Origin of the sequence: Pseudomonas sp. MWU318 (assembly GCF_016756945.1) — a bacterium.
In the GTDB taxonomy this organism is placed as follows: Bacteria; Pseudomonadota; Gammaproteobacteria; order Pseudomonadales; family Pseudomonadaceae; genus Aquipseudomonas; species Aquipseudomonas putida_A.
This window is the reverse complement of the sequence record NZ_JAESJL010000001.1, coordinates 901,398-927,990: the sequence shown is the minus strand read 5'-3', so window position 1 is coordinate 927,990 and position 26,593 is coordinate 901,398. Positions and strand designations below refer to the sequence as shown.

Annotated in this window: 31 protein-coding genes; 13 read left to right on the top strand and 18 right to left on the bottom strand. The window is 60.8% G+C overall.

Going from position 1 to position 26,593, the window contains the following annotated elements:
* Positions 1 to 79 precede the first annotated feature (79 nt).
* Positions 80 to 1,093: an ABC transporter substrate-binding protein gene (locus tag JN524_RS03930; protein ID WP_123586734.1), complete on the top strand. Its 1,014-nt coding sequence runs from the start codon at positions 80 to 82 to the stop codon at positions 1,091 to 1,093.
* 109 nt (positions 1,094 to 1,202) lie between these two features.
* On the opposite strand, the gene JN524_RS03925 is transcribed toward JN524_RS03930, so the two are convergent.
* Positions 1,203 to 3,335, bottom strand: a complete 2,133-nt coding sequence (locus JN524_RS03925; protein ID WP_202368542.1) for a TonB-dependent receptor — start codon at positions 3,333 to 3,335, stop codon at positions 1,203 to 1,205.
* 92 nt (positions 3,336 to 3,427) lie between these two features.
* A complete protein-coding gene (locus tag JN524_RS03920) occupies positions 3,428 to 3,817 on the bottom strand; it encodes a DUF2946 domain-containing protein (RefSeq protein ID WP_202368541.1) in 390 nt (129 codons plus the stop codon).
* A 94-nt stretch (positions 3,818 to 3,911) separates the two neighbouring features.
* Between JN524_RS03920 and JN524_RS03915 the strand changes: the two genes are divergently transcribed.
* On the top strand, positions 3,912 to 4,352 hold the full coding sequence (locus JN524_RS03915) for a DUF3995 domain-containing protein (RefSeq protein WP_098964385.1): 441 nt from the start codon (positions 3,912 to 3,914) through the stop codon (positions 4,350 to 4,352).
* 80 nt (positions 4,353 to 4,432) lie between these two features.
* On the opposite strand, the gene JN524_RS03910 is transcribed toward JN524_RS03915, so the two are convergent.
* The 7 genes from JN524_RS03910 to JN524_RS03880 form a co-directional block, all read right to left on the bottom strand.
* Entirely contained in the window at positions 4,433 to 4,795 is a 363-nt protein-coding gene (locus tag JN524_RS03910; protein ID WP_095136490.1) for a Na+/H+ antiporter subunit G, read from the bottom strand.
* Positions 4,792 to 5,070, bottom strand: coding sequence for a K+/H+ antiporter subunit F (locus tag JN524_RS03905; protein ID WP_003225959.1), 279 nt, complete (start codon positions 5,068 to 5,070; stop codon positions 4,792 to 4,794). The genes JN524_RS03910 and JN524_RS03905 overlap by 4 nt, the downstream gene beginning before the upstream one ends.
* A complete protein-coding gene (locus tag JN524_RS03900) occupies positions 5,067 to 5,555 on the bottom strand; it encodes a Na+/H+ antiporter subunit E (RefSeq protein ID WP_115989518.1) in 489 nt (162 codons plus the stop codon). Before JN524_RS03900 ends, JN524_RS03905 begins: the two co-directional genes overlap by 4 nt.
* A complete protein-coding gene (locus tag JN524_RS03895) occupies positions 5,552 to 7,231 on the bottom strand; it encodes a monovalent cation/H+ antiporter subunit D (RefSeq protein ID WP_202368540.1) in 1,680 nt (559 codons plus the stop codon). Before JN524_RS03895 ends, JN524_RS03900 begins: the two co-directional genes overlap by 4 nt.
* Positions 7,228 to 7,572, bottom strand: a complete 345-nt coding sequence (locus tag JN524_RS03890; RefSeq protein WP_003225953.1) for a Na+/H+ antiporter subunit C — start codon at positions 7,570 to 7,572, stop codon at positions 7,228 to 7,230. Before JN524_RS03890 ends, JN524_RS03895 begins: the two co-directional genes overlap by 4 nt.
* Positions 7,572 to 10,490, bottom strand: a complete 2,919-nt coding sequence (locus JN524_RS03885; protein ID WP_115985005.1) for a monovalent cation/H+ antiporter subunit A — start codon at positions 10,488 to 10,490, stop codon at positions 7,572 to 7,574. Before JN524_RS03885 ends, JN524_RS03890 begins: the two co-directional genes overlap by 1 nt.
* 212 nt (positions 10,491 to 10,702) lie before the next feature.
* Positions 10,703 to 11,641, bottom strand: a complete 939-nt coding sequence (locus JN524_RS03880; RefSeq protein WP_202368539.1) for a DMT family transporter — start codon at positions 11,639 to 11,641, stop codon at positions 10,703 to 10,705.
* 85 nt (positions 11,642 to 11,726) lie between these two features.
* Between JN524_RS03880 and JN524_RS03875 the strand changes: the two genes are divergently transcribed.
* From JN524_RS03875 to JN524_RS03865, 3 genes are all read left to right on the top strand, one after another.
* Positions 11,727 to 12,290 (top strand): helix-turn-helix domain-containing protein, encoded by a 564-nt coding sequence (locus JN524_RS03875; RefSeq protein WP_047598262.1) that lies wholly within the window; start codon positions 11,727 to 11,729, stop codon positions 12,288 to 12,290.
* 176 nt (positions 12,291 to 12,466) lie between these two features.
* A complete protein-coding gene (locus tag JN524_RS03870) occupies positions 12,467 to 12,796 on the top strand; it encodes a hypothetical protein (protein WP_202368538.1) in 330 nt (109 codons plus the stop codon).
* A 173-nt stretch (positions 12,797 to 12,969) separates the two neighbouring features.
* Entirely contained in the window at positions 12,970 to 14,397 is a 1,428-nt protein-coding gene (locus tag JN524_RS03865; protein WP_202368537.1) for an FAD/NAD(P)-binding protein, read from the top strand.
* A 201-nt stretch (positions 14,398 to 14,598) separates the two neighbouring features.
* Here JN524_RS03865 and JN524_RS03860 read toward each other — a convergent pair whose 3' ends face one another.
* Together JN524_RS03860 and ppnN are read right to left on the bottom strand one after the other, a co-directional pair.
* Positions 14,599 to 15,333: a substrate-binding periplasmic protein gene (locus JN524_RS03860; RefSeq protein WP_202368536.1), complete on the bottom strand. Its 735-nt coding sequence runs from the start codon at positions 15,331 to 15,333 to the stop codon at positions 14,599 to 14,601.
* A gap of 215 nt (positions 15,334 to 15,548) precedes the next feature.
* A complete protein-coding gene (gene ppnN, locus JN524_RS03855) occupies positions 15,549 to 16,922 on the bottom strand; it encodes a nucleotide 5'-monophosphate nucleosidase PpnN (protein WP_202368535.1) in 1,374 nt (457 codons plus the stop codon).
* A 223-nt stretch (positions 16,923 to 17,145) separates the two neighbouring features.
* Between ppnN and JN524_RS03850 the strand changes: the two genes are divergently transcribed.
* Positions 17,146 to 17,673 carry a DUF3087 domain-containing protein gene (locus JN524_RS03850; RefSeq protein WP_202368534.1) on the top strand — a complete coding sequence of 176 codons (528 nt, stop codon included), beginning with the start codon at positions 17,146 to 17,148 and terminating at the stop codon, positions 17,671 to 17,673.
* On the opposite strand, the gene JN524_RS03845 is transcribed toward JN524_RS03850, so the two are convergent.
* Positions 17,670 to 18,056 (bottom strand): DUF2784 domain-containing protein, encoded by a 387-nt coding sequence (locus tag JN524_RS03845; RefSeq protein ID WP_027612976.1) that lies wholly within the window; start codon positions 18,054 to 18,056, stop codon positions 17,670 to 17,672. The two genes, JN524_RS03850 and JN524_RS03845, sit on opposite strands and share 4 nt — an antisense overlap.
* Before the next feature lie 153 nt (positions 18,057 to 18,209).
* Here JN524_RS03845 and JN524_RS03840 point away from each other — a divergent pair, with 153 nt between their 5' ends.
* The 3 genes from JN524_RS03840 to JN524_RS03830 all read left to right on the top strand — a co-directional run bounded on the left by JN524_RS03840 (position 18,210) and on the right by JN524_RS03830 (position 19,437).
* A complete protein-coding gene (locus JN524_RS03840) occupies positions 18,210 to 18,908 on the top strand; it encodes an AzlC family ABC transporter permease (protein WP_202368533.1) in 699 nt (232 codons plus the stop codon).
* Positions 18,908 to 19,219 carry an AzlD domain-containing protein gene (locus JN524_RS03835; RefSeq protein ID WP_171061873.1) on the top strand — a complete coding sequence of 104 codons (312 nt, stop codon included), beginning with the start codon at positions 18,908 to 18,910 and terminating at the stop codon, positions 19,217 to 19,219. The genes JN524_RS03840 and JN524_RS03835 overlap by 1 nt, the downstream gene beginning before the upstream one ends.
* A 62-nt stretch (positions 19,220 to 19,281) precedes the next feature.
* On the top strand, positions 19,282 to 19,437 hold the full coding sequence (locus JN524_RS03830; protein ID WP_202368532.1) for a hypothetical protein: 156 nt from the start codon (positions 19,282 to 19,284) through the stop codon (positions 19,435 to 19,437).
* A 44-nt stretch (positions 19,438 to 19,481) separates the two neighbouring features.
* Here JN524_RS03830 and JN524_RS03825 read toward each other — a convergent pair whose 3' ends face one another.
* From JN524_RS03825 to JN524_RS03810, 4 genes are all read right to left on the bottom strand, one after another.
* A complete protein-coding gene (locus JN524_RS03825) occupies positions 19,482 to 19,754 on the bottom strand; it encodes a hypothetical protein (protein WP_027612979.1) in 273 nt (90 codons plus the stop codon).
* 349 nt (positions 19,755 to 20,103) lie between these two features.
* Positions 20,104 to 20,784, bottom strand: a complete 681-nt coding sequence (locus JN524_RS03820) for an SOS response-associated peptidase (protein WP_202368531.1) — start codon at positions 20,782 to 20,784, stop codon at positions 20,104 to 20,106.
* A gap of 48 nt (positions 20,785 to 20,832) precedes the next feature.
* A complete protein-coding gene (locus tag JN524_RS03815; RefSeq protein ID WP_202368530.1) occupies positions 20,833 to 21,678 on the bottom strand; it encodes an ABC transporter permease in 846 nt (281 codons plus the stop codon).
* A 60-nt stretch (positions 21,679 to 21,738) separates the two neighbouring features.
* A complete protein-coding gene (locus JN524_RS03810) occupies positions 21,739 to 22,725 on the bottom strand; it encodes an aliphatic sulfonate ABC transporter substrate-binding protein (RefSeq protein ID WP_202368529.1) in 987 nt (328 codons plus the stop codon).
* 292 nt (positions 22,726 to 23,017) lie between these two features.
* On the opposite strand from JN524_RS03810, the gene JN524_RS03805 reads away from it, so the two are divergent.
* The 3 genes from JN524_RS03805 (at position 23,018) to JN524_RS03795 (ending at position 25,348) form a co-directional block, all read left to right on the top strand.
* A complete protein-coding gene (locus JN524_RS03805) occupies positions 23,018 to 23,965 on the top strand; it encodes an ABC transporter substrate-binding protein (protein ID WP_202368528.1) in 948 nt (315 codons plus the stop codon).
* Between the two features lie 131 nt (positions 23,966 to 24,096).
* Entirely contained in the window at positions 24,097 to 24,996 is a 900-nt protein-coding gene (locus JN524_RS03800; protein WP_202368527.1) for a polysaccharide deacetylase family protein, read from the top strand.
* 109 nt (positions 24,997 to 25,105) lie between these two features.
* Complete coding sequence (locus tag JN524_RS03795) at positions 25,106 to 25,348, top strand: DUF1652 domain-containing protein (protein ID WP_003225919.1); 243 nt, start codon at positions 25,106 to 25,108, stop codon at positions 25,346 to 25,348.
* A 4-nt stretch (positions 25,349 to 25,352) separates the two neighbouring features.
* Here JN524_RS03795 and JN524_RS03790 read toward each other — a convergent pair whose 3' ends face one another.
* Entirely contained in the window at positions 25,353 to 25,715 is a 363-nt protein-coding gene (locus tag JN524_RS03790) for an NUDIX hydrolase (RefSeq protein WP_007966809.1), read from the bottom strand.
* 222 nt (positions 25,716 to 25,937) lie between these two features.
* On the opposite strand from JN524_RS03790, the gene JN524_RS03785 reads away from it, so the two are divergent.
* Positions 25,938 to 26,135, top strand: coding sequence for a DUF2188 domain-containing protein (locus tag JN524_RS03785; protein ID WP_096796397.1), 198 nt, complete (start codon positions 25,938 to 25,940; stop codon positions 26,133 to 26,135).
* Positions 26,136 to 26,196: 61 nt separating this feature from the next.
* Here JN524_RS03785 and JN524_RS03780 read toward each other — a convergent pair whose 3' ends face one another.
* Complete coding sequence (locus tag JN524_RS03780) at positions 26,197 to 26,436, bottom strand: hypothetical protein (RefSeq protein ID WP_047598284.1); 240 nt, start codon at positions 26,434 to 26,436, stop codon at positions 26,197 to 26,199.
* Positions 26,437 to 26,593: the final 157 nt, after the last annotated feature.

Here is a 26,593-nt window from a genome sequence, read left to right as displayed (position 1 = left end):
AGTTGACTGAGTATTCAGAGGCTTGCGGTCTTCTGCCAGGCCATCCTGCTATTGCTGTGAACAGCACGAGGTGCAAAGCATGAAAGGAATTCGACGGCTATTGGCCGCCAGCGTGGTTTCGTTCGGTGTGCTGACGGCCGCGCAGCCGGCAGCGGCGGCACAGGCACCGATTCATTTTGCCGACCTGAACTGGGAAAGCGGCAGCCTGATCACCGATGTCCTGCGGATCATCGTCGAGAAGGGTTATGGCCTGCCGACCGATACATTGCCGGGTACCACCATCACCCTGGAAACCGCGCTGGCCAACAATGACATTCAGGTCATTGGCGAAGAGTGGGCCGGGCGCAGTCCGGTGTGGGTCAAGGCTGAAGCGGAGGGCAAGGTCGTCAGTCTTGGCGATACGGTCAAGGGTGCCACTGAAGGCTGGTGGGTGCCGGAATACGTGATCAAGGGTGACCCGGCCAAGGGCATCAAACCGCTGGCGCCGGACTTGCGCAGTGTCAGTGATCTGAAGAAATACAAGGACGTGTTTAAGGACCCGGAAAACCCGAGCAAGGGTCGGTTCCTCAACAGCCCGATCGGCTGGACCTCGGAAGTGGTGAACAAACAGAAACTGACCGCTTACGGGCTGCAGGACGATTACACCAATTTCCGCAGTGGCTCGGGCGCGGCGCTGGATGCCGAAATCAGCTCTTCGATCCGTCGGGGCAAACCGGTGCTGTTCTATTACTGGTCGCCGACGCCGTTGCTGGGCAAATTCAAACTGGTGCAGTTGGAAGAGCCACCGTTCGATGCCGAGGCGTGGAAGACCCTGACCGATGCCGATAACCCAAATCCGAAACCGACCCGTTCGCTGGCCTCGAAGCTGTCGATCGGAGTGTCTACGCCGTTCCAGAAACAGTATCCGCAGATCGCGGCTTTCTTCAGCAAGGTGGATTTCCCGATCGAGCCGCTGAACAAGGCGTTGGCCGAGATGAGCGAGAAGCACACCGCACCACGTCAGGCGGCGGAAGCGTTCATGAAGGCGCATCCAGAGGTGTGGCAAGCGTGGGTGCCGAAGGATGTGGCGGAGAAGGTCTCCGCCAGTTTGTGATCGCTCTCTGTAGGAGCTGCCGCAGGCTGCGATCTTTTGATCTTGATCTTAAAAAATCAAAGTCAAAAGATCGCAGCCTTCGGCAGCTCCTACAAGGGATCGGGTCAGGTCAGAACTTCGTCTGCACCGCCAATTCAAAGGTGCGCGGCGTACCCAGATAGTAAGCCGGCGACACATGCGCAAACTCGGCATACACCTCGTTGGTCAGGTTGCGCACTCGGCCGGTGACGGTGGTGTGCGAGTCGACCTTGTAGCTGAGGAAGCTGCCGAACAGTGTGTACGACGGCACGGTCATGGTGTTCGCCGTGTCCGCATACACCGACGCCACATACCGCGCATCGACCCCACCTTGCCATTGCGGCGAAAAATCGTAAGTCAGCCATAGATTGCCGACCCGATCCGGAACGTTGGTCGGCGTGTTGCCCTTGCGGGAGACCACCGCGCCGGCGGCGTTCTTTTCGGTGAAGTCGTCGTATTGCGCATCGACCCAGGCGAAGTTGCCTTCGGCCAACAGCTTGTCGGTAATCCGCAGGGAGCTGGCGATCTCGATGCCCTTCGAGGTTTGCTGCCCTACCGGGATGCTGCTGGTCGGGTCCAGCGGATCAGTCACGGCGAAGTCCTTGCGCTCGATGGTGTAGGCGGCAACCGTCGCCGAGCCACGGCCGTTGAGGTAGTCGAACTTGCTGCCGATTTCCCATTGCTTGCCGGTGGAAACATCGAAGTCCTGCGTGCCGTTCGGTTGTTCGGCGGCGGTGCTGTATTGCACGTAGACGCTGGCCGATGGAATGAACTGGTAAGTCAGGCCGACGCGCCCGGTGACCGGCTCCCAGCTGCGTTTGAGATGCTTGGGATTGGCGGCCGTCACGGTGCGATGGTTGGTCATGTCGAGGTCGATATCGTCGTAACGCAGGCCGGTGAGCAACGCCAGTTTGTCGGTCAGTGCCAGGCGGTTTTCCACGAACAGCGCCTTGGTGGTGACCTCGTTGGTCTTGTCGCTGATCAGTGTCGGGTTGGTGCCGGGAATGTCGTAAAAATGCCCGGGCCGGTAGTTGTTTGGATCGACCGTGCTCGCGCCTTTGATATTCAGCGGCGAGTTGGTGGTCTGGTTGACCTTGTACTCGAAACCGCCGGACCAGGTGGTGTCGAGGCCGAACAGGGTATTGTCGTGGCGCAGTTCGAACTGGTTGCCGTTCTGCTCGCCCTGATGGCGTACCTGATAGGCGGTGGAGCGGTTCACCGCACTATTGTCGGTGTTGTACTGATAGGTCTCGAGGTTGCGGTAATCGCGTTGGCTGTCGAGGTGATACAGCGTGTTGCGCAAGGTGGTGCTGTCGTTGATCCGGTAGTCGATGATCGAGCGCACCCAGATCGTGCGCTGTTCGTAGCGCCCGTCCTCGACGTTGTAGTTGTTGAAGCGGTTGTGTTTGTCGATTTTCAACTCGCCGGCCTTGGGGTTGAGTACCGGCGTGCCCCAGTACGGGCTGTCTTCGTGTTCGTCCTGATATTCCAGGGCCAGGGTGTGCGACAGATCCGGCGTGAGGTCGCTGAGCAATGAGAACGCCATGCTCCAGGCATCGCGTTCCTGCCGGTCGATGTAGCCGTTGCTGGTGTTGTGACTGACGTCGAGTCGCGCGTAGTGCTGCACGTCGGCGCTCGGGTCGGTCAGCGCGTGGTTGAGGCCGAACGCGGTTTCGGTGGTGTCGTAACTGCCATAGCTGACGCGACCTTCAGCGGCTTGTTCGTCGCGAGTTGCCAGTTTGGTCACGTAGTTCAGCGAACCCCCCACCGAGCCTGCGCCGTTGATCAGCGACGACGGGCCGCCGACCAGTTCGACTCGATCATAGATCCATGAATCCACCGGTCGGGCGAGGCCGCCGGAGACGGTGACGCCGTTGAACATCTGAGTGATCTGGCTGCTGGTGAAACCGCGATAGGAGACGAATCCGCCAAAGCCCGGTGGTGCGCTGGCATTGACCCCGGGCAGGGTGTTGGCGGCGTCCTGAAAGTTCTGCGCGCCGTGGCGTTCGATGTCGTTGCGGTTGGCGACGGCCACTGACGCAGGTGTGTCGCGCACGCTGAGACCGAGGCGCGAGGCCATGCCGCTGGATTGATCGAGGCTCAGGCCTGGTTCGCTGGTGGATTCGCCGTCGATGGTGATCGGTGCCAGATCCACGGTGGATTGCGCCCAGGCGTTAAGGGACAGGCAGCCGTACAGGCTCGCCAGCAGAGGAATATGTTTCATCGTTGAATCCTGAATGCTTGTCTGGGAATCAGCGCACAGGCAAACGCCGCGCGTTGGCGCAGTGGGCTGACAAATCAAAAAGGCAAAGTCACTCAGGTGAGCGGCGGGGCGCGAGGATTGGCCGAAGGCCAGGTGAAGCGGGCAGGGAGGTCGGCGCTGACAACGGGCGCCAGCGGCGGGCTGTGTTGCTCGGGCAGAACCGCGAGGGTCAGGCTGGAGTTGAACGCCGGACCCACGCCGCCGCCGACCGAGCACAACGGACAGCCGAACGCCTTGGACAGGGTCGGCAGTTGTTCTTCGCTGGGGTTGCTGCTCTGCGGCGCTTGAGTGGCCGGATCGACCGTACAGAACTGGCCGCCGATGCCGTTGAGCTGCATCCCGACCATTTGTCCGTGACCGATGCTGCAGGCGAACACGTTGAACAGGACGCAGCAATAAAGCATCCAGGCCAGCAGTGAACGATCGGAACGGGTGAATTTCATGGGGCGGCACTTTACCGTACCGCTGATCGGTCGTGCACTTCAAAAAATGCCGACTAGGATGTTTTGTTCAAATCCCTCGAAAGGATTCTTGACCATGACCTTTGTGTTGGCTCAATGGCTGGTGACGATATTTGCGGCAATCGCTCTGGTACACGTGTATTGGGCGCTGGGTGGGCAATGGGCGGCGGTGGCGGCGGTACCGCAAGTGCCGGTGCGAGGACTGGTGGCGACGGTGCGACCGGCGTTCAAACCGTCAGGCTGGATTACCTTGCTGGTAGCGGCAGCATTGTTGGTGATTGCCGCGCTGGTGTGCATGCGGGTCGGCTGGGGCATGCCGGCGGTGCATCACAAGGCGTTGCAATGGGTGATCAGCGCGATTGCGTTGTTGATGTTTGCCCGGGCGATCGGCGATTCGAACCTGGTGGGTTTTTTCAAGGAAGTGAAGGGGTCGCGGTTTGCGCGGCTGGATACCTGGGTGTATTCGCCGTTGTGTCTGGTGCTGGGGGCCGGGTTGTTGGCGGTAGCTTGGGTCTAGAAAGATCGCAGCCTTCGGCAGCTCCTACAGGGGATTGCATGCCAATGTAGGAGCTGCCGAAGGCTGCGATCTTTTAAGGGTCAGCTACCACTCTCGGTCCTGCGACTGCTCACCTCAGCCGGCACATCATCCCCGGCCATGCGCTTGCGGAACAACGCCGCCCGCGCCAGCAGCAGGGTGGTCACCGGCACGGTGATCGCCAACAGAATCGGAATCAGCCAGGCATGCATCACCGGCCCGGACTTGAGTGCAGAAAAACAGATGATCGACGCCAGTGCCACGCACCACGCGCCCAGTGTCGAGGCCAGCGCCGGTGGGTGCATGCGCTGGAAGTAATCCTTCATGCGCAGCAATCCGGTCGCGCCAATCAGCGCAAACACACCGCTGAGCACCAGCAGGATCGCCACCGGAATCTCCACCCACAGCGACAATTCAGCAGTCATTCGATCACCTCGCCACGCAGCAGGAATTTCGCCAGGGCAAACGAGCCGACGAAGCCGAACAGCGCGATCAGCAGCGCCGCCTCGAAATAAGTGTCACTGGAGTAACGAATGCCCAGCGTCAGCATCATCAGCATGGCAACGATATACAGGTAATCCAGAGCGAGTACCCGATCCTGTGCCGACGGCCCCTTGAACAAGCGAATCAGGGTCAGAACCATCGCCAGCGAGAACAGGAACAGCGTCAGCAGAATCGCGTTCGACAGCAGCGGGCTCATTCGAAAATCTCCATCAACGGCTGCTCGTAGGCAGTCTTGAAGTGGTGGATGAAGTGCGCCTCGTCATCCAGATCCCAAACGTGCAGCAGCAGAATGCTGCGATCCAGCGCCAGCTCCGACCACACGGTGCCGGGCACCACGGTGCAGATCATCGCCAGCGCCGCCAGACCGTTGGCATCGCGCAGGTCCAGCGGGACTTTGACGAAGCCTGAGCGCGGCGGGCGGCGACCGGCGTTGAGCACGCCCCAGGCGACGATCAGGTTGGAGAGGATCACGTCACGGCCGACCATCAGGAACAGGCGCAAAATCGTCAGCGGGCGGCGAATGCGCACCTGTTTCGGGCGCAGCTTGCGCATCATCAATGGTGCGGCGAAGCCGAGGATTGCGCCGAGCAGCAGGTTGCCCGGGCTGACAGACAGGTTCAGCGTCAGCCACAAAACCCACAACGCCAGTGACAGCAACGGTGCCGGAAATACGCGCTTCATGGCTGCACCTCCAGCATCGCCGCTTTGGCTTCAGGGCTGGGCACGGCGCGGGTGCCGAGCACCGCCATCACGTATTGCTGCGGGTTGTTCAGCGCGTCGGCGGTGGCCTCGGTGTAACGCAGCAGCGGTTCGGCCTTGAAGGTCAGCGCGATGCTCAGCCCCAGCAACAGGAAGATCGGTGCGCATTCAAGCTTGCGCAGCAGCGGCGAAGGGCGCTCCTCGGGCGTCCAGAAACGCTGGATGCCCATGCGCGCGAATGCCATCAACGAGGCCAGTCCGGAGAGGATCAGCAGCGCCAGCAGCGCCCAGGCCGCGTTGGAGATCGGCGCCTCGCCGCCCAGCCCCAGCGGATTGAGCAGCGCACCGATCAGGTTGAGCTTGCCGATGAACCCGGACAGCGGCGGCATGCCGATGATCAGCAACGCGCAGGCAATGAAACTCAAGCCGAGAAACGCCATGGTCCACGGGATGACCTGACCGACTACGGCTTTTTGCTCGTCATCGAGGTTGATGCCTTTGGGCGGTTGCAGCGATTCCTGCGGACGCGGCAGCAACTCGCTTTCATCCTCCAACGGGATTTCGTTGGCCGAACGCGAACGCTCGATCAACTCCGCCAGCAGGAACAGTGCGCTAAGCGCCAGCGTCGAGCTGACCAGATAGAACAGCGCCGCACCGATCAGATTCGGCTGGGCGAAACCCACCGCCGACAGCAGAATCCCCGCCGACACCAGAATGCTCAGGCTGGCCATGCGCTCCAGACGTTGTGCGGCCAGAATCGCCAGCGCCGCGCAGGCGATGGTCGCCATGCCGCCGTAGATCAGCCAGTCGCCACCGAAGAACGCCGACGCCCCGGCCTGGCCGGAGAACAGCAGCGTCCACAGGCGCAGCAAGGTATAAACGCCGACCTTGGTCATGATCGCGAACATCGCCGCCACCGGTGCACTGGCCGAGGAGTAGGCCGGCACCAGCCAGAAGTTCAGCGGCCACATGCCAGCCTTGGCCAGGAACGCCACCGCGAGAATCCCCGCGCCGGCATGCAGCAAGCCCCGGTCGGCTTCCGGCACCAGTGGGATCTTCAGCGCCAGATCGGCCATGTTCAGGGTGCCGGTGACGCCATAGATCAACGCCGCGCCAATCAGGAACAGCGACGAGGCCAGCAGATTGATCGAGATGTAATGCAGGCCCGACGACACCCGCGCCCGACCCGAACCGTGCAACAACAGGCCATAAGAGGCGGCGAGCAACACTTCGAAAAACACGAACAGGTTGAACAGGTCGGCGGTGAGGAAGGCGCCATACAGGCCCATCAGCTGAATCTGGAACAGCGCGTGGAAGCTCGACCCCGCGCCGTCCCAGCGCGCCATGGCGAACAGCAGGGCGCTGACGCCGATGATCCCGGTCAGCACCAGCATCAAGGCCGACAGGCGATCAACCACCAGCACGATGCCGAACGGCGCCTGCCAGTTGCCCGGCAGGTACACACCGATGGAACCGGGCACGCCGGTGGTTTGCGTCCACTGCAGCAGCATCACCGAAATGAACAGGCCGACGAGGCTGGAGAACAGGTTGATTTTCGCCTTCAACGGTCGGTGCTTTTCGCCGAGCATCAACATGATGGCGGCGGTCAGCAGCGGCAGCAGGATCGGTGCCGCGATCAGGTGAGTCATCGCCATCATTCCTTGGGCTCCCGGCCGTCGACGTGGTCGGTGCCGGTCAGGCCCCGCGACGCCAGCAGCACCACCAGGAACAGCGCGGTCATGGCGAAGCTGATGACGATGGCGGTCAGCACCAGTGCCTGCGGCAGCGGATCGGTGTAGTGCAGCAGGTCCTGGGTCACGCCGTCCTTGATCACCGGCTCTTTACCGATGAACAGGCTGCCCATGCTGAAGATGAACAGGTTGACCGCGTAGGACAGCAGGCACAGGCCCATGACCACCTGAAACGTCCGTGGCCGCAGTACCAGCCAGACCCCGGAGGCGGCGAGCACGCCGATGGCGATTGCGATGACTTCTTCCATCAGACGGCTCCTTTGCTGGCGACGGACTTGGGCAGCGACGCGGTCTTGTGACCCCGCACCGATTGGTGGGCGAGGGCGGTGAGGATCAGCAGCGTCGAGCCGACCACCACGGCGTACACGCCGATGTCGAAGAACAACGCGCTGGCGATATGGATCTCGCCCAGCAGCGGCAAGGCGAAATGCCAGGTGTGGGTGGTCAGGAACGGATAACCGACCGCCATCGCGCCGAGACCGGTGGCGGTGGCGAACAGGAGGCCAGTGCCCATCCAGCGCAGCGGTCGCAGGCTCATTTGCGCCTCGACCCACTGCGTACCGGCGACCATGTATTGCAGGATGAACGCCACCGACATCACCAGTCCGGCGACGAAACCGCCGCCCGGCTGGTTGTGACCGCGCATGAACAGGTAGCACGACACCACCAGCGCAATCGGCAGCAACAGGCGCACCAGCACCGCCGGCACCATCATGAAACCGAGCGCGGTGTCGCTGGCGCTACGCGGGTTGACCAGATCGGTGACCACGTCCGGCGCGAGCAAGCGCTGCTGGGCCGGCAATTGCAGGCTTTCTTTCGGCGGGCGGAAGCGTCGCAGCAGGGCGAACACGGTCAGCGCCACGGCCACCAGCACGGTGATTTCACCCAGGGTGTCGAAACCACGGAAGTCCACCAGCATCACGTTGACCACGTTGCTGCCACCGCCCTCGGGCATGGCCCGGCTGAGGTAGAACGAGGAAATGTCGTTGGGCGTCTGCCGCGTCAGCATCGCGTAGGACAGCAGCGCCATGCCGGCGCCGACGGCAATCGACAGCAGCAGGTCGCGCAAGCGCCGTACCCGGGCCTTGCGCAGGCTCGACGGCAGTGGCGAGACTTCTTCAATCCGCCGGGGCAGCCAGCGCAGACCGAGCAGGATCAGCACCGTGGTCACCACTTCCACCGCCAGTTGCGTCAGAGCCAGATCCGGTGCCGAGAACCAGACGAAGGTCACGCAGGTCATCAACCCGCAGACGCTGACCATGGTCAGGGCGGCGAGACGGTGATACTTGGCCTGCCATGCGGCGCCGAGGGCGCAAGCGATTGCCAGCAGCCACAGGGTGACGAACACGATCGAACCCGGAATCTTCGGCCGGTCGCCCCAGCTCAGGCTGCTGTGCAACATCGGGATCAGGCCGGCGAGCACTGCCGCCAGGACCATCAGGAACAGTTGCATTTGCAGGCGGCGGGTGCCGAGTCGGCGTTCTACCCGACGGGCCATGCGCATCATCAGCACCAGACTGCGCTCGAACAGGCGCTTGCCGTTGAAGCGGCCCACCAGCGGCGGGTATTTGAAGCGACCACGCTTGAGCTGGTTGCGCAGCAGCAGATAGACCACGATGCCGCCGGACATGGCGATCAGGCTCATGATCATCGGCGCGTTCAGACCGTGCCAGATCGCCAGGCTGTATTCCGGCAAGGTCCCGCCCACCACCGGCAGCGCGGCTGCCGCGAGCAGCGGACCGACCACTTGGGCCGGGAAGATCCCGACGACCAGACAGGTGAACACCAGCAGCTCGACCGGTGCACGCATCCAGCGCGGTGGTTCGTGCGGGGTGTGCGGCAGATCGGTAGCGGTCGGGCCGAAGAACACGTCGACGGTGAAGCGCAGCGAGTAGGCGACGCTGAAGGTCCCGGCGATGGTCGCGACAATCGGCAGTGCTGCTTCGACCCACGCGGTGGCGTTGATGAACACGGTTTCGGCGAAGAACATTTCTTTCGACAGGAAGCCGTTGAGCAGCGGCACGCCAGCCATCGACGCACTGGCGACCATGGCCAATGTGGCGGTGAACGGAATCAGTTTGATCAGGCCGCTGAGTTTGCGGATGTCACGGGTACCGCTCTCGTGGTCGATGATCCCGGCGGCCATGAACAGCGAAGCCTTGAAGGTCGCGTGGTTGAGAATGTGGAACACCGCGGCAACCGCCGCCAGCGGACTGTTCAGACCCAGCAGCAGGGTGATCAGGCCCAGATGGCTGATGGTCGAGTAGGCCAGCAGGCCCTTGAGGTCGTTCTGGAACATTGCGCAGTAGGCGCCGAGCAACAACGTACACGCACCGGCGCCGCTGACGATGTAGAACCATTCTTCACTGCCGGACAGCGACGGCCACAGGCGCGCAAGCAGGAACACCCCGGCCTTGACCATGGTCGCCGAGTGCAGATAAGCCGAAACCGGAGTGGGCGCCGCCATCGCGTGCGGTAGCCAGAAATGAAAGGGGAACTGGGCGCTTTTACTGAGCGCGCCAATGAGGATGAGAGGAAGCAGAACAGGGTAGAGAGCATGTGCGCGAATCTGATCGCCGGCGGCCAGGACCTTGTCCAGGTCATAGCTGCCGACGACATGGCCGAGGATCATGACCCCCGCCAGCAGGCACAATCCTCCCGCACCAGTGACCATCAGCGCCATGTAGGCGCCACGCCGGGCATCGGAGCGGTGGTGCCAGTAGCCGATCAGCAGGAACGAGAAGAGGCTGGTCAGCTCCCAGAAGAACACGATCTGGATCAGGTTGCCGGAGATCACCAGCCCGAGCATGGCGCCCATGAACGCCAGGAAAAAGGCGAAGAAGCGCGGCACCGGGTCGTCCGGCGACATGTAATAACGCGCATATAAAGAGACCAGGGCGCCGATGCCCAGCACCAGCAGCGAGAACAGCCAGGCAAAGCCGTCCATGCGCAGGACGAAGTTCAAACCGAGGCTGGGCAGCCACATGAATTCTTCGCGGATCACCCCGCCGTGGGCGATTTGCGGGTACAACAGCGCGACCTGCACGGTGCCGATCAGAGCGACCAGACCTGCCAACAGGGATTCGGTATTGCGCGCGTTGTGTGGCAGCACCGCTGCCAGACAGCTGCCAATGAATGGCAGAAGCAGTAGAACTATCAGGGACATAGGCTTCTAATCTGCGGAAGTTTGTGAAGCATCATACGTGCCAGCTCCCTGATTACCAAACGCCAGGATGTCTCAGAATCCTACAAAGTAGTCTGAAAAAATTGGTTTGGCTTTGTTTCAAGGGGAAAAAGATCGCAGCCTGCGGCAGCTCCTACAGGGATATGCATTCCGTGTAGGAGCTGCCGCAGGCTGCGACCTTTTGATCTTCGCTTTCAATTACCGCTGTCGTTCTCCAAGGCACCTTCAACTGCTTCGACAACCTTACCCTTGGTCTTCAATTCACTGACAATTACCGCCGCGACAATCAACCCTGCACCCACCAAGGCAATTGCCGGCAGACGCTCCCCGGCGATCCGCCCGACGATCCCGGCCCACACCGGTTCACCGGCGTAGATCAAGGTTGCCCGGGTCGGCGAAACGCTTTTCTGCGCCCAGTTCATCGCCACCTGAATCGCCGCACTCGCCGCGCCGAGACCCAGCGCGGTCACCAGCAAGGTCCAGGAAAAATCCGGAAGCGCTTCGCCGGTCGGCACCACCAGCAGGAACGACAGCACCGACGTCATCGCCAATTGCACCACGGTCACCCGGCGCACATCGACTTGACCGGCATAGGTGCTGATCAAAATGATCTCGGCGGCTATCGCGATGGCGCTGATCAGCGTAGCGATTTCGCCGGGGCTGAAATTCAACGACGCCCCGGACGGTCCGGACAACAGCATCAAACCGGTAAACGCCAGCATGATGCCGATGCTTGGCATCAACCCCGGACGACGGCCCAGCACCAGCCATTGCAGCAACGGCACAAAGGGCACGTACAGCGCGGTGATGAATGCCGACTGGCTGCTCGGGATCGTTTGCAGGCCAACCGTCTGCAAGCCGTAACCAAGCATGATCGCCACGCCGATGAAGGCGCCGGCCTTGAGCTCGAACAGGGTCAGTTCACGCAAGTGGCGCCAGGAGAACAGCGCAACAATGGCGGCCGCAGCGGCAAAGCGCAGGCCGACAAAGAACATCGGGCCACTCACGGTCATGGCGTGCTGCACCAGCAGGAACGTGCCGCCCCAGACCATGGTGATCAGCACCAGCACGCACTCGGCCTTGCTGAAGCGGGAGAAGCGAAGAGGCGTGGGGGAGCTGTTCACTGACGTCATGACCTTGCGCACTATAAAAGGCAGGACGCACAATGCGTCCAACGTTGCGCAGTATACTGCCCAACCCTACCGAGTGAGCAATATAGTGCACAAAGATTCCAGTCAACGGGCGTCCGTCCTGCAACACGTCAGCCACAACGTCCGGCGCCTGCGCCACGCTGCCGACATGAGCCAGACTGCGCTGGCGGAAAAGTCCGGCGTCAGTCGGCGCATGCTGGTGGCGATCGAGGCCGGGGAAAAGAACGTCAGCCTGACTACCCTCGACCGGGTTGCCGAAGCGCTAGACGTGGCCTTCAGCGACCTGATCCAGGCCCCCGACGCACGCGATACCAGCCGCATCAACGAGGTGGCCTGGGCCGGAGTCATTCCGGGAAGTAAGGCGGTGCTGCTGTCCAAGGCCACCGCCACCCGTGAAGTCGAGCAGTGGGAATGGTGCCTGCAACCGGGTGAGGTCTATCCGTCGCAACCGGATGCCGATGGCTGGAGCGAACAGATCTACGTGTTCGAAGGTTGCCTGACGTTAACGGTGGGTGAGGTGACCAATACCATTGCGACCGGCGAGTTTTTCATGTTTGCCAGCAACCAGCCCCACGGCTATCGCAATGACGGGCCGGTAGCGGTGCGCTTTGTGCGTAATGTGGTGATTTGATTGTTTCCGGCCGTTCGTCGGGAATGCGTCTCGACCTGTAATTTCTGACAGTAGACCGATCCCGGTGGCTGAGTTGAGATGGCGCTTATCGGAGGGACTGATTGACAGCCTCTGGAAACGCTCGCATCTCATCGCGATGATGCGGCCTCATTGAAAGCTACCGAAGGTGAATTCAAATGACTGCGCTCGCTGCTTTGCAAATTGAACAGGCTGTAGGTGAGGTAATCAAGTTAACTGACGTTCCTCCGGATGGAGCGACAGCGCTCATTCCGAAACTCTTGAACTCTGATCCCGAAAATAAGATTTCCATTTTTATTGCGGATCATGAGGTCGTGGGTGGCGTGCATTTAGGTGATTTGGTTGAAGGATCCTATCGGCACAATATAAAGAAGGAGCACCTGCTGCATTACTTGGGGCCAGACAGAGTTTTCCGCTACATCATTTATGACTATGCGGGGAATGAAGACCATTCTCAGATCGTAAAGTACACCATTAAGCATTCATGAGCATTTAGCCGACCACAACAAATGCTCGCCTGGCTTTGCCGGTCGAGCAATTGTTGAATGAGCCGCTGAAAGAAACCGGATTGCCTCCCCTCCTCACGTTTTATGTCTACCTGTTCATTCGTCAAAACCGTAATCTGGTGTGATCGATCAGGCAGCAGCGAGCAGAGAGTGGCATGGGCGGAACTACTGACGCACCGGTGGATTGTGTACCCCTTCAAGCAGACATCCTGATCATCGGCGGTGGCCTTAGCGGCACGATGCTGGCCGTGCAGTTATTGCGACTGCCCGGCCAACGCCGGATCCTGATCATCGAACCACGTGCCGAACTCGGCCGTGGCGAAGCCTACAGCGCCGTCGAACTGGGCCACACGCTCAATGGCAATGCGGCGCGCATGAGTGTCGACCCGGACAACCCTGATGACCTGACTCAATGGCTGACCGCGCACGTCGCTGCCGGTGGCTGGCCGGAATCTGCCGAGCAGAATGTGCCGATCAGTGAGCTGTTCCCGCCGCGCGGGCTGTTTGGCGTTTATGTGCAGCAGCGCCTGACCGAGGCACGAGTCGTAGGTGCGCAGCACGGTTCGACCGTCGAGCATGTTTGCGCCGAAGTCGTCGATCTGCAAACCGATACCGATTCGGTGCAAGTGAGTTTGAACAATGGGCAGACTCTGCGTGGTGCCTATGCCGTGCTCGCCACGGGCATGTTCCCCGCCGCACGCACGCCGCAGAAAGAGTCCAGCGGCCTGAATGCCGCAGCGCTTGATCCGTGGGATGTCGCCGCCATGCGTCAGCTCGATCCGCAGTCAACCGTGCTGATCATCGGTTCCGGCCTGACCATGGTCGATGCAGTGGTTTCGCTGGAACAAGCCGGGCATCGCGGGCCGATCGAAGTGTTTTCCCGCCACGGACTGTTACCCCATGTGCGGCGCCAACCGCCGACGTGGGTGGATTTTCTTGCGCAAGATCCGAGCATCCGCACACCGCGACAGTTGTTGCGCGAATTGCGCAGGCATTGCCGCGAGGCGATCGCTCAGGGCATTGATTGGCAGGCGCCGCTGGACACGGTGCGGGCTCATATCGGACGGCTTTGGAGTCAGGCGACTGACGTGCAGCGTCGACAATTCGTACGCCATGTACGGCCGTGGTGGGAGAGTCATCATCACCGTTCGCCGCCGTTGAGTGCGACGTTGGTGGAGCGCTTGCACAAGGAGGGGCGGTTGCGGATTCAGGCGGCGTCGTTCAAGGGGCTTGAGCCGGCGGTGGGCGAGGGAGTGAGCATTCGTATTCGGCGTCGTGGCGAGGCAGAAACCTGCGTGGTGCATGGCGCAGCGCTGATCAATTCCAGTGGTATCGAGTACGACTGGCGCCGCGTCGCGCGACCGCTGCCGCAGCAGTTGCTGGCGCGCGGGCTGGTGCGTCCGGGGCCGTTGGCGTTGGGGATTGCGGCGGCGGTGGACGGAGCGGTGCTGGACGCTGAAGGGCAGGCCGGCAGCCGATTGTTCGCGATGGGGCCACCGTTGCGCGGGATGTGGTGGGAGAGCACGGCGGTGACGGATGTGGCGTTGCAGGCCAAGGCGTTGGCGGCGCGGCTGGTGGATTGATGTTGTTCTTGCTGGCCCCATCGCTGGCAAGCCAGCTCCCACAGGGTTTTGCATGGATCACAAAATCTGTGAACAACACAGAAAACTGGGGTAGCTGGCAAGCCAGCCCCAATAGGGTTTTGCATGGATCACAAAGTCTGTGAACAACACAAACCACTGTGGGAGCTGGCTTGCCAGCGATGGGGCCAGTTCAGCCAATGATTATCTCGGCAGTGCATTCATCAGCCAGCGCTGGCGAATCTGCTCCAGGCGCCCGTCGGCGCGCAAGGTTTCCAGCGCCTGTTGCCAGCGTTTGACCTGACCCGGATCGGTCTGCAGCGAAAAGGCGATGTAGGTGTCCTGTTTCATCAACGACATCTGATACTGCAAGCGTCCCGGTTCCATTCCTTGGGTGCGGGCCAATGCGGCGGTGGACAGGGTGTCGGAGACCACGAAGTCGGTTCGGCCCAGACTGAACAGGCGCATCATCTGTTCCGGCGTTTCGACACCGTCGAGGTTCTTCAGGTTTTGTCGTTGCAGGTAGCTGTAGACCAGCCATTTGCGCGGCACGCTGATGCGACCTGCCTGATCCGCCTGCTGCAGGGTTTTCACCGGCGGCTGGTTGTTGGCATGGGCGTAGAGCGCGGTTTCGACTTCGAGCAGCGGCCCGACCCATTGATAGCGGTCGTCGCGCTCATCAGTACGCAGTACGGTAAATACGCCGGTGTTGGCTGTTTCGCTGGCGGTGCGCAAGGCACGCAGCAACGGCACCTGCTGCAGGTCGATCCGGTCGCCGGTCTGTTCCGCCAGCGCGCGCACTACGTCCACGCCATAACCCACCAGATGATCGCCTTGCTGAAAATGCAGGGGCGGGTGGTTGTCGGTGAGCAGTTGCAGATCGGCCGCATCGGCCGCCAGGGCCAGGAGTGACAGCAGACACGCGGCAATCCGTTTCATAAAGCGTCCCTGAAAAATTGATCGCGAAGCTTAGTACGGGCCGAGGGTGGCTGTCGTGAGGAATGTACGGGGCTTTTGCGTCAGAAAACAGGACGGATCGGTTAGGTGGGATGGATACAAACTGTGGGAGTGAGCCTGCTCGCGATGGCGGCGTATCAGTCAACACTGATGGTGATTGATAGACCGCCATCGCGAGCAGGCTCACTCCTACGGGGTTATGCCACGACTTGGTAGCACGGCACATACGCCGCGCCGCCCGGCAGTTTCATTCGGTGCTGGGCGACGAAGGCTTTGAGCAGTGCGTCGAGCGGCTGCATGATCGCCGCGTCACCGCGGATCTGATACGGCCCGTGTTCTTCGATCAAGCGGATGCCCTTGTCCTTGACGTTGCCGGCGACGATCCCGGAGAACGCGCGGCGCAGGTTGGCGGCCAGTTCGTGGGGCGGCTGGTCGCGGTGCAGCTTGAGGTTGGCCATGTTTTCGTGGGTCGGATCGAACGGGCGCTGGAAGCTTTCGTCGATCTTCAGCAGCCAGTTGAAGTGGAACGCGTCGTTGCGCTCGCGGCGGAACTGTTTCACCGCTTTGAGGCCGGCGGTCATCTGCCGCGCGACTTCGGCCGGGTCGTCGATGATGATCTCGTAGTGCTGCTTCGCCGCATCGCCGAGGGTGGCGGTGACGAAGGCATCGAGCTGTTCCAGGTACGGCGCGGCGTGTTTCGGCCCGGTCAGGATCACCGGGAACGGCAGGCCGGCGTTATCCGGGTGCATCAGGATGCCCAGCAGGTACAGGAACTCTTCGGCGGTGCCAGCGCCGCCCGGGAAGATGATGATGCCGTGGCCGACACGCACGAACGCTTCCAGACGTTTTTCGATGTCCGGCAGGATCACCAGCTCATTGACGATCGGGTTCGGCGCTTCGGCGGCGATGATCCCCGGCTCGGTCAGGCCGAGGTAGCGCCCGCCATGGATGCGCTGCTTGGCGTGGGCGATGGTCGCGCCCTTCATCGGGCCTTTCATCACGCCGGGGCCGCAACCGGTGCAGATGTCGAGGCTGCGCAGGCCCAGTTCGTGGCCGACTTTCTTGGTGTATTTGTATTCTTCGGTGTTGATCGAGTGGCCGCCCCAGCACACGACGATTTTCGGCTCCACACCCGGACGCAGGGTGCGCGCGTTGCGCAGCAGGTGGAACACGTAGTCGCTGATGCCTTGCGAGGAGCTGAGGTCGATGCGTTGGCTGTCGAGTTCGTTTTCGGTGTAGACGATGTCACGCAGGGCGCTGAACAGCATCTCGCGGGTGCTGGCGATCATTTCGCCGTCGACGAACGCGTCGGCCGGGGCGTTCAGCAGTTCGAGGCGCACGCCGCGATCCTGCTGGTGAATGCGGATTTCGAAGTCCTTGTAGGCTTCGAGGATGGTCTTGGCGTTGTCGACATGCGCGCCGGTATTGAGGATGGCCAGGGCGCACTGGCGGAAGAGGGTGTAGGTGCTGCCGGATCCGGCTTCGCTCAGTTGCTGCACTTCACGTTGAGAAAGGGTTTCCAGGCTGCCTTTCGGGCTGACCGAGGCGTTGATTACGTGTCGTTGGGTCATGCAATGATCCTTAAAACGATGTCATTCCAATGGCAGGCAAATGGCATCCGAATAGTGTGTATCCATGAATGAAGATGGCACGATCTGCGCTGTACCGCCATGTCCCCGTTGGACGCTGAAAAGATGAAAAGGGCCCCCAGCATAGCTAAATCGTGCACAGAGGCGATAATGCGCAACGAGTTTTTTCCGTTGCCCTTTTTATCGCTCAAGGAAGTCATGCCTGATGTTCGAGATCCAGCCGATGGACCCAGCAACGTTTCGCCAGCAGACGCGCCGCAGCACGCTGATCATTGCCGTGCTGTTCCTGGTGCTGGCGATGGTGCTTTCGACGGCCGCGGTGGCACTGTTCGGCGAGCCTGGCGGCGATAACCTGCGGTTCAATGTCGGCGGGGTGTTCGTGGCTTTCCTGCTGACAGCGGCGCTGATGCGCGGGCAGTTCTGGCAGCAGGCGTGGATGGCCCCGGCAGTCTATAGCTGGCGGCTCAAGCGCAGCCTGATGAGCGTGACCAACGTGATGCATCAGGTGACCGCTGCGGTGGAACAGAACGATCCGACCGCGATGAAGGTGCTGCGTTTCTATCATCTGGGGCTGACCCAGATGCACGAACTGGACGGTAACTCCAGCGATCACGCGCAGTTGCAGCGGGAGGTCGCAGCGCACCAGGAGCGGATGCAGGCGCTGGGTCTGGAGGTCGACCAGAAGCGCCTGGATCCGGCCTGGCTGCAAGCCTTGAAACCCGCCGCGCGTTAAAACGGGATCCGGCTGGCGCGGCGCAGTTTCCACGCACGGGCCAGGCGCCCGTAGACCAGCAGGTTGATCACCAGCACCACGCTGCCCAGCGCCAACTGGATCTGCGGCGTCAGACCTGCGGGGTAGATGATCGGCCAGATGTAGTGCTCGATGAAGCCGCCGGCGTATTCCGTCTGCCCGGCGGCGTGGCGCATCAGGTTTTCCCAGTAGGTCAACGGACAGGTCAGGTGCAACACCTCGACCGCCACGCCCCATGCAGCCGCCGGCAGATGCAGCCACATCAGGCGTGGCCACTTGAGCACCAGCAGCCCGCCGAACAGTACGAACAGAATGAATGACAGATGGAACAGCACCAGCCCGTCGGCTGCGATTCGGTACAGCATGTCGTCTCCCTGACGCGGTTGTGAAGGCCTCCATGGTACGCCGACAGCGACGCCGGGGCGCTGCGATTTGGCGCAAAGTGCGCAAGATTGTTCAAGCCATGAAAGGCCAATTGCTGGCAGAGTCTGCGACCGTTTCCTCGGTTGAAGAGCGTTATGTCTGACTCACTTATGCCGCGCCGTGCGTTTCTTCGCGGCGCTGCGGCGATCATGCCGTTATCACTGGCGACGGCGCCGTGGGGGCTGCTGGCCGGCTCTATGGCTATCGAAGCCAACCTCACGCCGTTACAGGGGCAGGGCCTGTCCACCATCGTGTTTGCAGGAGCAGCGCAACTGGTGGCGATCGGCATGCTCAAGGGCGGTGCCGGGATTTTCTCGATCCTGTTGACCACGCTGCTGCTGACCTCGCAGCACCTGTTATATGGGATGAGCATGCGCTCTGTAATCTCGCCGCTGCCCGGGCGCTGGCGCATCGGCCTGGGCTTTTTGCTCACCGATGAACTGTTCGCCCTCACCAGCCAGCATGATCGCCAGCAGTTCAATCGCTGGTACGCCTTGGGCGTTGGTCTGACGTTCTATATCGCCTGGAACCTGTTCACCCTGGCCGGCATCGTCCTGGGCAGCAGCATTCCGGGGCTTGAGCACTTGGGGCTGGACTTCTCGATTGCCGCCACCTTCATCGCGTTGATCACCCCGGTGGTGCGTAACGTACCGACCGTGGTGTGCGTGGCGGTGTCGCTGTTCTGCTCGGTGCTGTTCAGTTATTGGCAGTGGGGCTGGGCACTGGTGTTGTCGGGCCTGGCGGGGATGACCGCAGGATTTGTCTGCAACAAGCTGTATCGGGGGCGCGCATGATGGTCTGGGCAGTGATTTTCGGCATGGGGATTCTGGTGTTCCTCAACCGTTACGTGTTTCTCGAACCGCGCCTGCCGGTGCGCTTGAGCAGCAACGCACGGCAGTTTCTCGGCTTTGCCGTGCCGGGCATGTTGACCGCGATCTGCGGGCCGATCGTGTTCATGCCGGACAAACAGTTGAATTTACAGTGGGATAATCCGTATTTGCTGAGTTCGCTCGTAGCGATCGGGCTGGTGCTGTACACCCGTAATACCTTGCTCAGCATGCTCTTGAGCATGGCGTTTTTCTTTTTGCTGCGCTGGTGGTTGTAAGTTGCCGGTAAAAAACTGTTCTAAGCTGGTTGGATGACTATTTTTGACAAGGCGAGGTGCACATGACGACCGAGCAAAAGCGTCCGGATGAAGACGAACAAGTAGACGATGAAGTAGACGAGCCCAGCGAAGAAGAAATCGAGCGTGAGAAACGCAAGGAACAGACGTGGAAGCACGACGATGGCAAGGAACTCACCGGGCCTGATATGAAGCTCTGAGAGCAATCTGCAAAAAGCCCCGCAACAGCGGGGCTTTTTGTTGTTCAGAGGTCTTCCAGAGACGGGAAGTCCGGATGTGACGCCCGATAGCCCAGGGTCTTGTCGATCCATGCATTGAGCTCGTTGACCATCACCGGTGGGTGGCCGGGATAGCCTTCGAGAGTAGTGCGCAGGATGCGTTCGATGTCCGGCACTGAACGCAGGTTTCGGGTCTTGATGTAGTGGCCGATAAAACAGTCGAGTTGAAAGCGTTCTGTCATGGACAGATAGATACACTCCAGGCCGTTGGCCTGTTTGATTGCAAAATCGTCGCGCAACTTAGTTCTCTGCAAGGCTTGTTAAAGTTGTAGGGGATTCCTGGTTTTGCTGACTCTTTGGTCAACTGGTATGCCAAATGGAAATGCGGCGCGCATGCTATCCGTAGTGCATGTAAATGTATGTATGACGGTTGAAATGTCAGACAGGCGGTTGGTTCGCTCAAACGACTGTTTTTTTCCGGGTGTTTCAACGATGAAACACCAGCTGTAAAGATCGAGTGTCACCTGTAATCACCTGTAGGAGCTGCCGCAGGCTGCGATCTTTTGATCTTGCTTTTAAAAAATTAAAAATCAAAAGATCGCAGCCTGCGGCAGCTCCTACAGGGTAAACGCGTGAGATCACGGATCTTTAAGCCACTTCGGCAATCAGTCCGGCACCCTGATTACGAGAATTGCCGACGGCTTTGCCGACTTTGTGCCAGGCAAATGCCTCGCTGGATTCACCTTCGAACAGCAGCATCTGTTCGGCACGTTCCGCCGGTGTTGCCGGGTCGAGCCACGCGGCGGCCAGCTCCGCGCGAAAGACCACGGGTCGGCGATCATGAATATCGAGCAGGCCGCCGACGGTTTCGGCGGTGATGATCACAAAACCGTCGTCGTCCCGACCATCACTGCCGGGTGTCGGAAACTGGCCGATGGCCGCACAGAAAACCGGCCCGTGATCGGCACGACGGATCAGCCACGGCTGTCGGGTTTTATCCGGGCCGTCGACCCATTCGAACCAGTTGTCGATGGGCACGATCAGCCGATGACGCCAGATCGCCCGGAAGAACGGCCCATGGGCGACTTTCTCCACGCGGGCGTTGATCGGCGCCGCGCGGTCTTTGGCCCAGTGCGGGCGCCAGCCCCAGCGCAGGTTGTCGGCATACAGGCGTTGATCATGTTGATGAAGCACCGCGAGTGACGTGGTCGGCGCGGCGTTGTATCGCGCCAGCGGCGCATCGCCGACATGATTGATCAGCGCATCGGGAATGCTCAGCACCGCGACAAAGTCGTGAATGCCGCGGTATTGCGAGAGTCTTCCGCACATGCGCCGAATCTCTGGGTGGACGCTTTCAGCATAGTTGGCTCTGGCCAATCAATCCTGCGCCTCCTGGCCGGTGAACGTGTCGCGCCAGGCCAGCCAGCGGCGTTCCAGCGCCGCGAGCAAACCGTCGCTGAGTTTGCCGAGCACGGCGAGCACGATAATCGCCGCCAGCACGATGTCCGGTCGCGAGGTTTCGCGGCCGTCGCTGAGGAGATAACCGAGGCCCTTGGTCGCGGCGATCAGCTCGGCGGCCACCAGAAACATCCACGCCAGACTCATGCCGCTGCGCAGTCCGGTGAACAGGCCGGGCAGGGCGGCGGGCAACAGAATCCGCCGCACCAGTTGCCAGCGGCTGAAGCCATAGATGTGTCCGACTTCGACCAGTTTGCGATCGATGTTGCGAATCGCCGCGACCACGTTGACGTACACCGGAAAAAACGCGCCGATGGCGATCAGCACGATCTTCGAGGTTTCATCGATGCCCAGCCACAGCAGCAACAGCGGCACCCAGGCCAGACTCGGAATCGAACGCAGCGCGGCGAATGTCGGTTCCAGATAAGCCTCGGCCTCACGGCTCAGGCCGACCCAAGCGGCGAACACCAGCGCCAGGCTGGCGCCAATTGCAAAACCGAGCAACACCCGCAACAGGCTGGCGCTGATGTGTTTCCACAGTGCGCCTTCGGCGAGGTCGGTGAGGGTCAGGGCGATCTCGCTCGGGGCCGGCATTTGATAGGACGGAAGCCAGCCGAGACGCACGATGAACTCCAGGGCGACCACGATCAGCAGCGGCAGGGCCAGGCCTTTCAGGCGCCGTCGCCATGCCGGATTGAGGGTTGGAGGACGCGGCCTCGACAAGCTCCGGGGAGGCGCGGGCAATTCATTACTGCGAATGGTCATGCGGGGGCTCCGCTCACCGCTCATCCGCGTCAAACAGGGATGAGCGGTGAGTCTAGTCGATTACTGGCGGGCGACGGCTTGCTGCACACCATTGTCGAGCAACTGATCGATGACTTGATCGACATTCACTCCACGCCGCACCAGTTCCTCGGAGACCAGAATCGGTGCTGCGGCTTTCGACGCTTGCACGTCGTTGGCGGTCAGTTGCGGACTGCTCAGGTCGGTGCGCGACAACTGCAGTTTGGCCACGTCCAGCGGCAGACCGGATTCCTTGGCCAGCAACGCGGCAAACTCCTCGGGATTTTTCAGCGCCCATTGCCGCGCCTGCTCGTAGGCTTTGATCACCGTGTCGATGGTTTGCGGATGTTCCTTGGCGTACTGCTCGGTGACGCTGACCACGCCGTAGCTGTTGAATGCCGGGTTGCGATACAGCAGACGTGAACCGGCCTGCACCTGGCTGGCGGCCATGTGCGGATCGAGTCCGGCCCAGGCGTCGACATCGCCTTTTTCCAGCGCGGTGCGGCCGTCCGGATGTTGCAGGTGCACCAGTTCCACGTCGTCTTTCTTCAACCCGGCCTGTTGCAGGCTGCGCAGGGTGAACAGGTACGGATCGGTGCCTTTGGTGGCGGCGATTTTCTTGCCCTTGAGGTCGGCGAGGCTCTGGTAGGGCGAATCCTTGCGCACCACCAATGCGGTCCATTCGGCGCGGCTGTAGACGTAGACCGACTTGATCGGGCTACCGTTGGCCCGGCTCAGCACAGCGGCAAGGCTGGCGCTGGAGGCGAAATCGACGCCGCCGCTGTTCAGATATTCCAGCGAACGGTTACTGCCCTGGCTCAGCACCCAGCTGACTTTGCTCTGTGGCAGAGCTTTTTCGAGAAAGCCGAAATGCTTGAGTACCAGACTCACGGGTGAGTAGTAAGCGTAATCCAGATGGACTTCCGCAGGCGGCGCTTCGGCGGCTTCGGCCAGCGGTTGCAGGCTCAATGCCAGGGCGCTGGCGACCAGCAGCGTTTTGAGGCGGATAAACGGTAAGAACGATGTCATGGGGCGCTCCGGCAAAGGCACTGGTTGTTATGTCCAAAAATATATTTTTATCGGCTGCGTCCTGCATGAATGGAATATTGCAGGCTCTGTGCCATGTGCTTCTCGACCCATGTTTACGGGGTTTTCCCCGGTTTTAGCGCCTTTCAACTGTTGCGTGGGAAACATTGTGGCAATGCACTGTTGCGCAACGGACAGTGAGCATTCCGAGCGCTGAGCTTATGCCTTAATCGAATTTAAAATCGGTTTATCAACAGCGTTATGTTCTATGCAAAATCCCATTGCAGGACCCGCCATGAAGCTCTCCCGTTTACTCCGCAGCACACTGATCACCGCGTTATTCACCGCACCGCTTGCCCACGCCGCCGAGCCGTTGGTCCTGCATGTTGGTGACCAGAACTACTACAACATCCGCGCCTCTGTCGAAGCCTCTGGCGTGCTGAAAGACGCGCCATACAGCGTCGACTGGAAACACTTCCAGGCCGCCGCGCCACTGGCCGAGGCGTTGCAGACCGGCTCGCTGGATCTGGGCTTTCTTGGCGATTCGGGTTTTCTGTTTCTCGCCGCCAAACAGGCGCCGGTGAAACTGATCGGTGTGTCCCGGCAGAACCCGGACACTATCGCCTTGCTGGTGCCGAAAGATTCGCCGGTGAAAACCATCGCTGATCTGAAGGGCAAGAAAGTCGCCTACTGGCCCGGCGCCTGGAGCCAGCAGCTGACCTTGCGCGCCCTGGAGCAGGGCGGCCTGCCGGAAAATTACGTCGACTTCGTCAAGTTGATGCCGATTGATGCGGCAGCGGCATTGCCACAGGGCAGCATCGACGCGTTCCCGGTGTGGGAACCGTATATCTCCCAGCAAATCGTGTTCTCCGGTGCGCGGCCGATTCTCACCGCGAGAAACCTGATGCCGGGCCTCAGCGCGATTGCCGCGTCGGCGCCGTCGATCGACAGCAAGCGTGCCGCGATTGCCGATTTTCTCGGGCGTTTGAAACAGGCGCGGGCCTGGGTCGACAGCCACACCGACGAATACGCGGACCTGTGGGCGAAGAAAGCCAATCTCGATCAGCAGGTCTCTCGACACTGGTTGCGTCAGGCGCACATGACTGTCGGGCCGGTGGATCAACGGGCGGCGGCCGACCTGCAGGGCACCGCGGACTTCCTGTTCAAGGTCAAGGCCTTGCCGGCACCGCTGGCCACCGCCGGAATCATCGATACTTCATTTCAACAGGCACTGGCTGACTAAGCGAGCGCCGGAACCAAAGCCTGTGTACCCTATCCAAACCTGGCTCGCGAAGCCGGGCGCAGGGATGGATCAGGGCGAGGGAGTTTTGCCAGTCGACAACAGGGCCGCAACGGTCAGGCGCAAGGCAAAACATGAAATACGCGTTCAATCTTCTCTGTGCAGCGGCCATCGCACTTGGGCTGGCCGGCTGCATTGCCGCGCCGATCGAAATGACCGCGCAAACCGAAACCCGGCTCAAGGCCCAGGCGCCGGTGCGCTTTTTGCTGACCTTCGATGATGGCCCCAGCGCCTCGAGTTTCTGGAATCCGTCGGCGACAGTGCTCGATAGCCTCAAGGTCAACCCGGTGCAACCGGACATCAAAGCGGTGTTCTTCGTCCAGACCCGTGCGCCGCGTGCGGGCAACAGTGACATTGGTCGCGGCATCATGCGGCGCGAGCACGCCGAAGGGCACATCCTCGGATTCCACACCGCCACCCATTGGCACACCAACCATCGCTCGCTCGATCCGCAAGAACTGGAGCAGTCGTTGAGCAACGGCACGGCGGATATCGCCGCGATCACCGGAGCAGCACCGATCCTGCTGCGTCCGCCATTCTGGAATTACGACAAGCGCACCTTTGCCGCCTATCAGCAGCATGGCTTGCACGTGCTGTTGACTGATCTGAGCGCCAATGACGGCAAGATCTGGGGCTTCAACGCCAGTCCCCGACGTCGGGCGAATATGCTGCGCCAGCTATCGGAAGTCCGCGAGCGCATTGCCCTCGGCGAATTTCCCACCGTGGACGGGGTGATTCCGATAGTGGTGACCTTTCATGACCTCAACCGTTACACCGCGCGGCACACCCGCGAATACCTGCAGATCCTGCTCGACAGCGCCGCCGCCACGGGCGTGAAACTGGCGGACAAACCGTTCTACGATGATCACGCGGCATTGTTGAAAGCGGCGCTGGCGCGCACGGTTCAGCAAAGTTCGCAGCCGGTGCAGTTGCCGGGGATGTGGAACTGGATCTGGGATCATGACGCCCACTAAGGCTGCGCGAAAAATGTGATCGGGTTGGCACTTCTCGGGGCGGCGGGTTGCTGAGGGCTCATCTATGCTCAACGGGTCGATCGACTCATCGCCTGCGAGGCGTACGCCCATGCTAGCCATTGCCGACATCTGCCGGATTGTCGAATCCGGCTTTCCGTCGCTTGAATGCGAATGCACACAAGTGGAGCAGGGACTGTTGCGGATCAAGGTGTATGAGCCTGACTCCGGGCGAGTCGAGTTGTTGCTCAATGGCGTATCACCGGAACATCTGGTGACGATCCGCGATATTTCCAACTTCATCGGCGAACTGCGTACGGAAATGAGCGCCGGGCGCCGGGCATTCGCCGGCTGATACCTTACAAGCGCCGCTGAAACGCCTGCACGATGCGTAATGTCGCGTCGCTGGTGGGCAGATTCTGCACCGCGTCCAGCGGATGCCAGATGCATTCGATGATCTCGTTTTGCGGGCGCAACTGCTCAAGGTCGAGCACCGAGGCCTCGTAGACATGATGCTGGGTGCTGCCGCTGTGCAGTTCCATCAGATACAACATCTGCTCGGCATCCAGTGCCGTTTCTTCCTGCAACTCGCGCGTCGCCGCCCCGGCTTTGGTTTCCCCAGGCTCGACCTTGCCGCCGGGCAATGTCCAGCGGCAGCGGGGTTTGCGTACCAGGAGCACATGTCGATCCTGCTCGCAAATAACGGTGGCGCGTACTTTCATCTGTTACCTGTTTACTGCGTGTCACATAAATGAAATAAAACTGCAATATTCGAGCCGACCCCGGATTCAAAGGTTCCCTCGGGGTTTTGAGTGTTTGGCCTGGCGGAAAGTGCCAGAGCCTTGGCGCATCGCGATGGCGACACCCGGTCGGCACAGCTGCGGCATCCGGGTGTAAGTTAAAAAGGCAGAGCTGAATCCACCGTCGGCAAAAAGGAGGTACCCATGAGCATTCCGGTCTTGAACAAAATGCACATGAACGGCTACGACGTACTCAGCGTGAACAACGGCCCGTGGCGGGTTTGTACTCAAGGCGATCGGCTTGCGTCGTTCGGTAGCAGAGAGGAAGCGCTGGCCTATGCCGCTGCGTTGCCGGGTTACAGAAAACGCTCGGTGCGAGCGCGAAGTCACACTGCAAGTTGAAGCAAATGTAACGAAAGTGCCCCGGTGCTTGCCGGGGCTCTTGTTGAGGGCAGGGTCGCTGTCAGTGAACCTTGCTTCGGCTGATGGAGCGCGTTTTCACTTCCTTGGCATAGGACTGCAATCGTTCTTCATCACTTTGCAGCACCTCGCAAGACCTCAGAACCGCTTGGGCATCCGCTTCATTGCCACTCTTGCGCAACTGTTCGGCGATGCGCTTGAGGTCGACTGCCGACCATCGCAGATCCGATGCAACGGCTTGCAGGTCACGCTGAAGTTCGTGTTCGTATTGATTGAGCCGCATGATCACCTCCGGTCATTCTCGGTAAAACAGAGTAGCCGCATTTTTCATCGCCGAAGCGCAGCTCGTCTGCCACCGGGTGAATGGATGTAAATATTTGTCCAAATGCTCTTGTAGCGGGGCGTCGGGATGGATGTACAACCGGTTACACGTTACATTC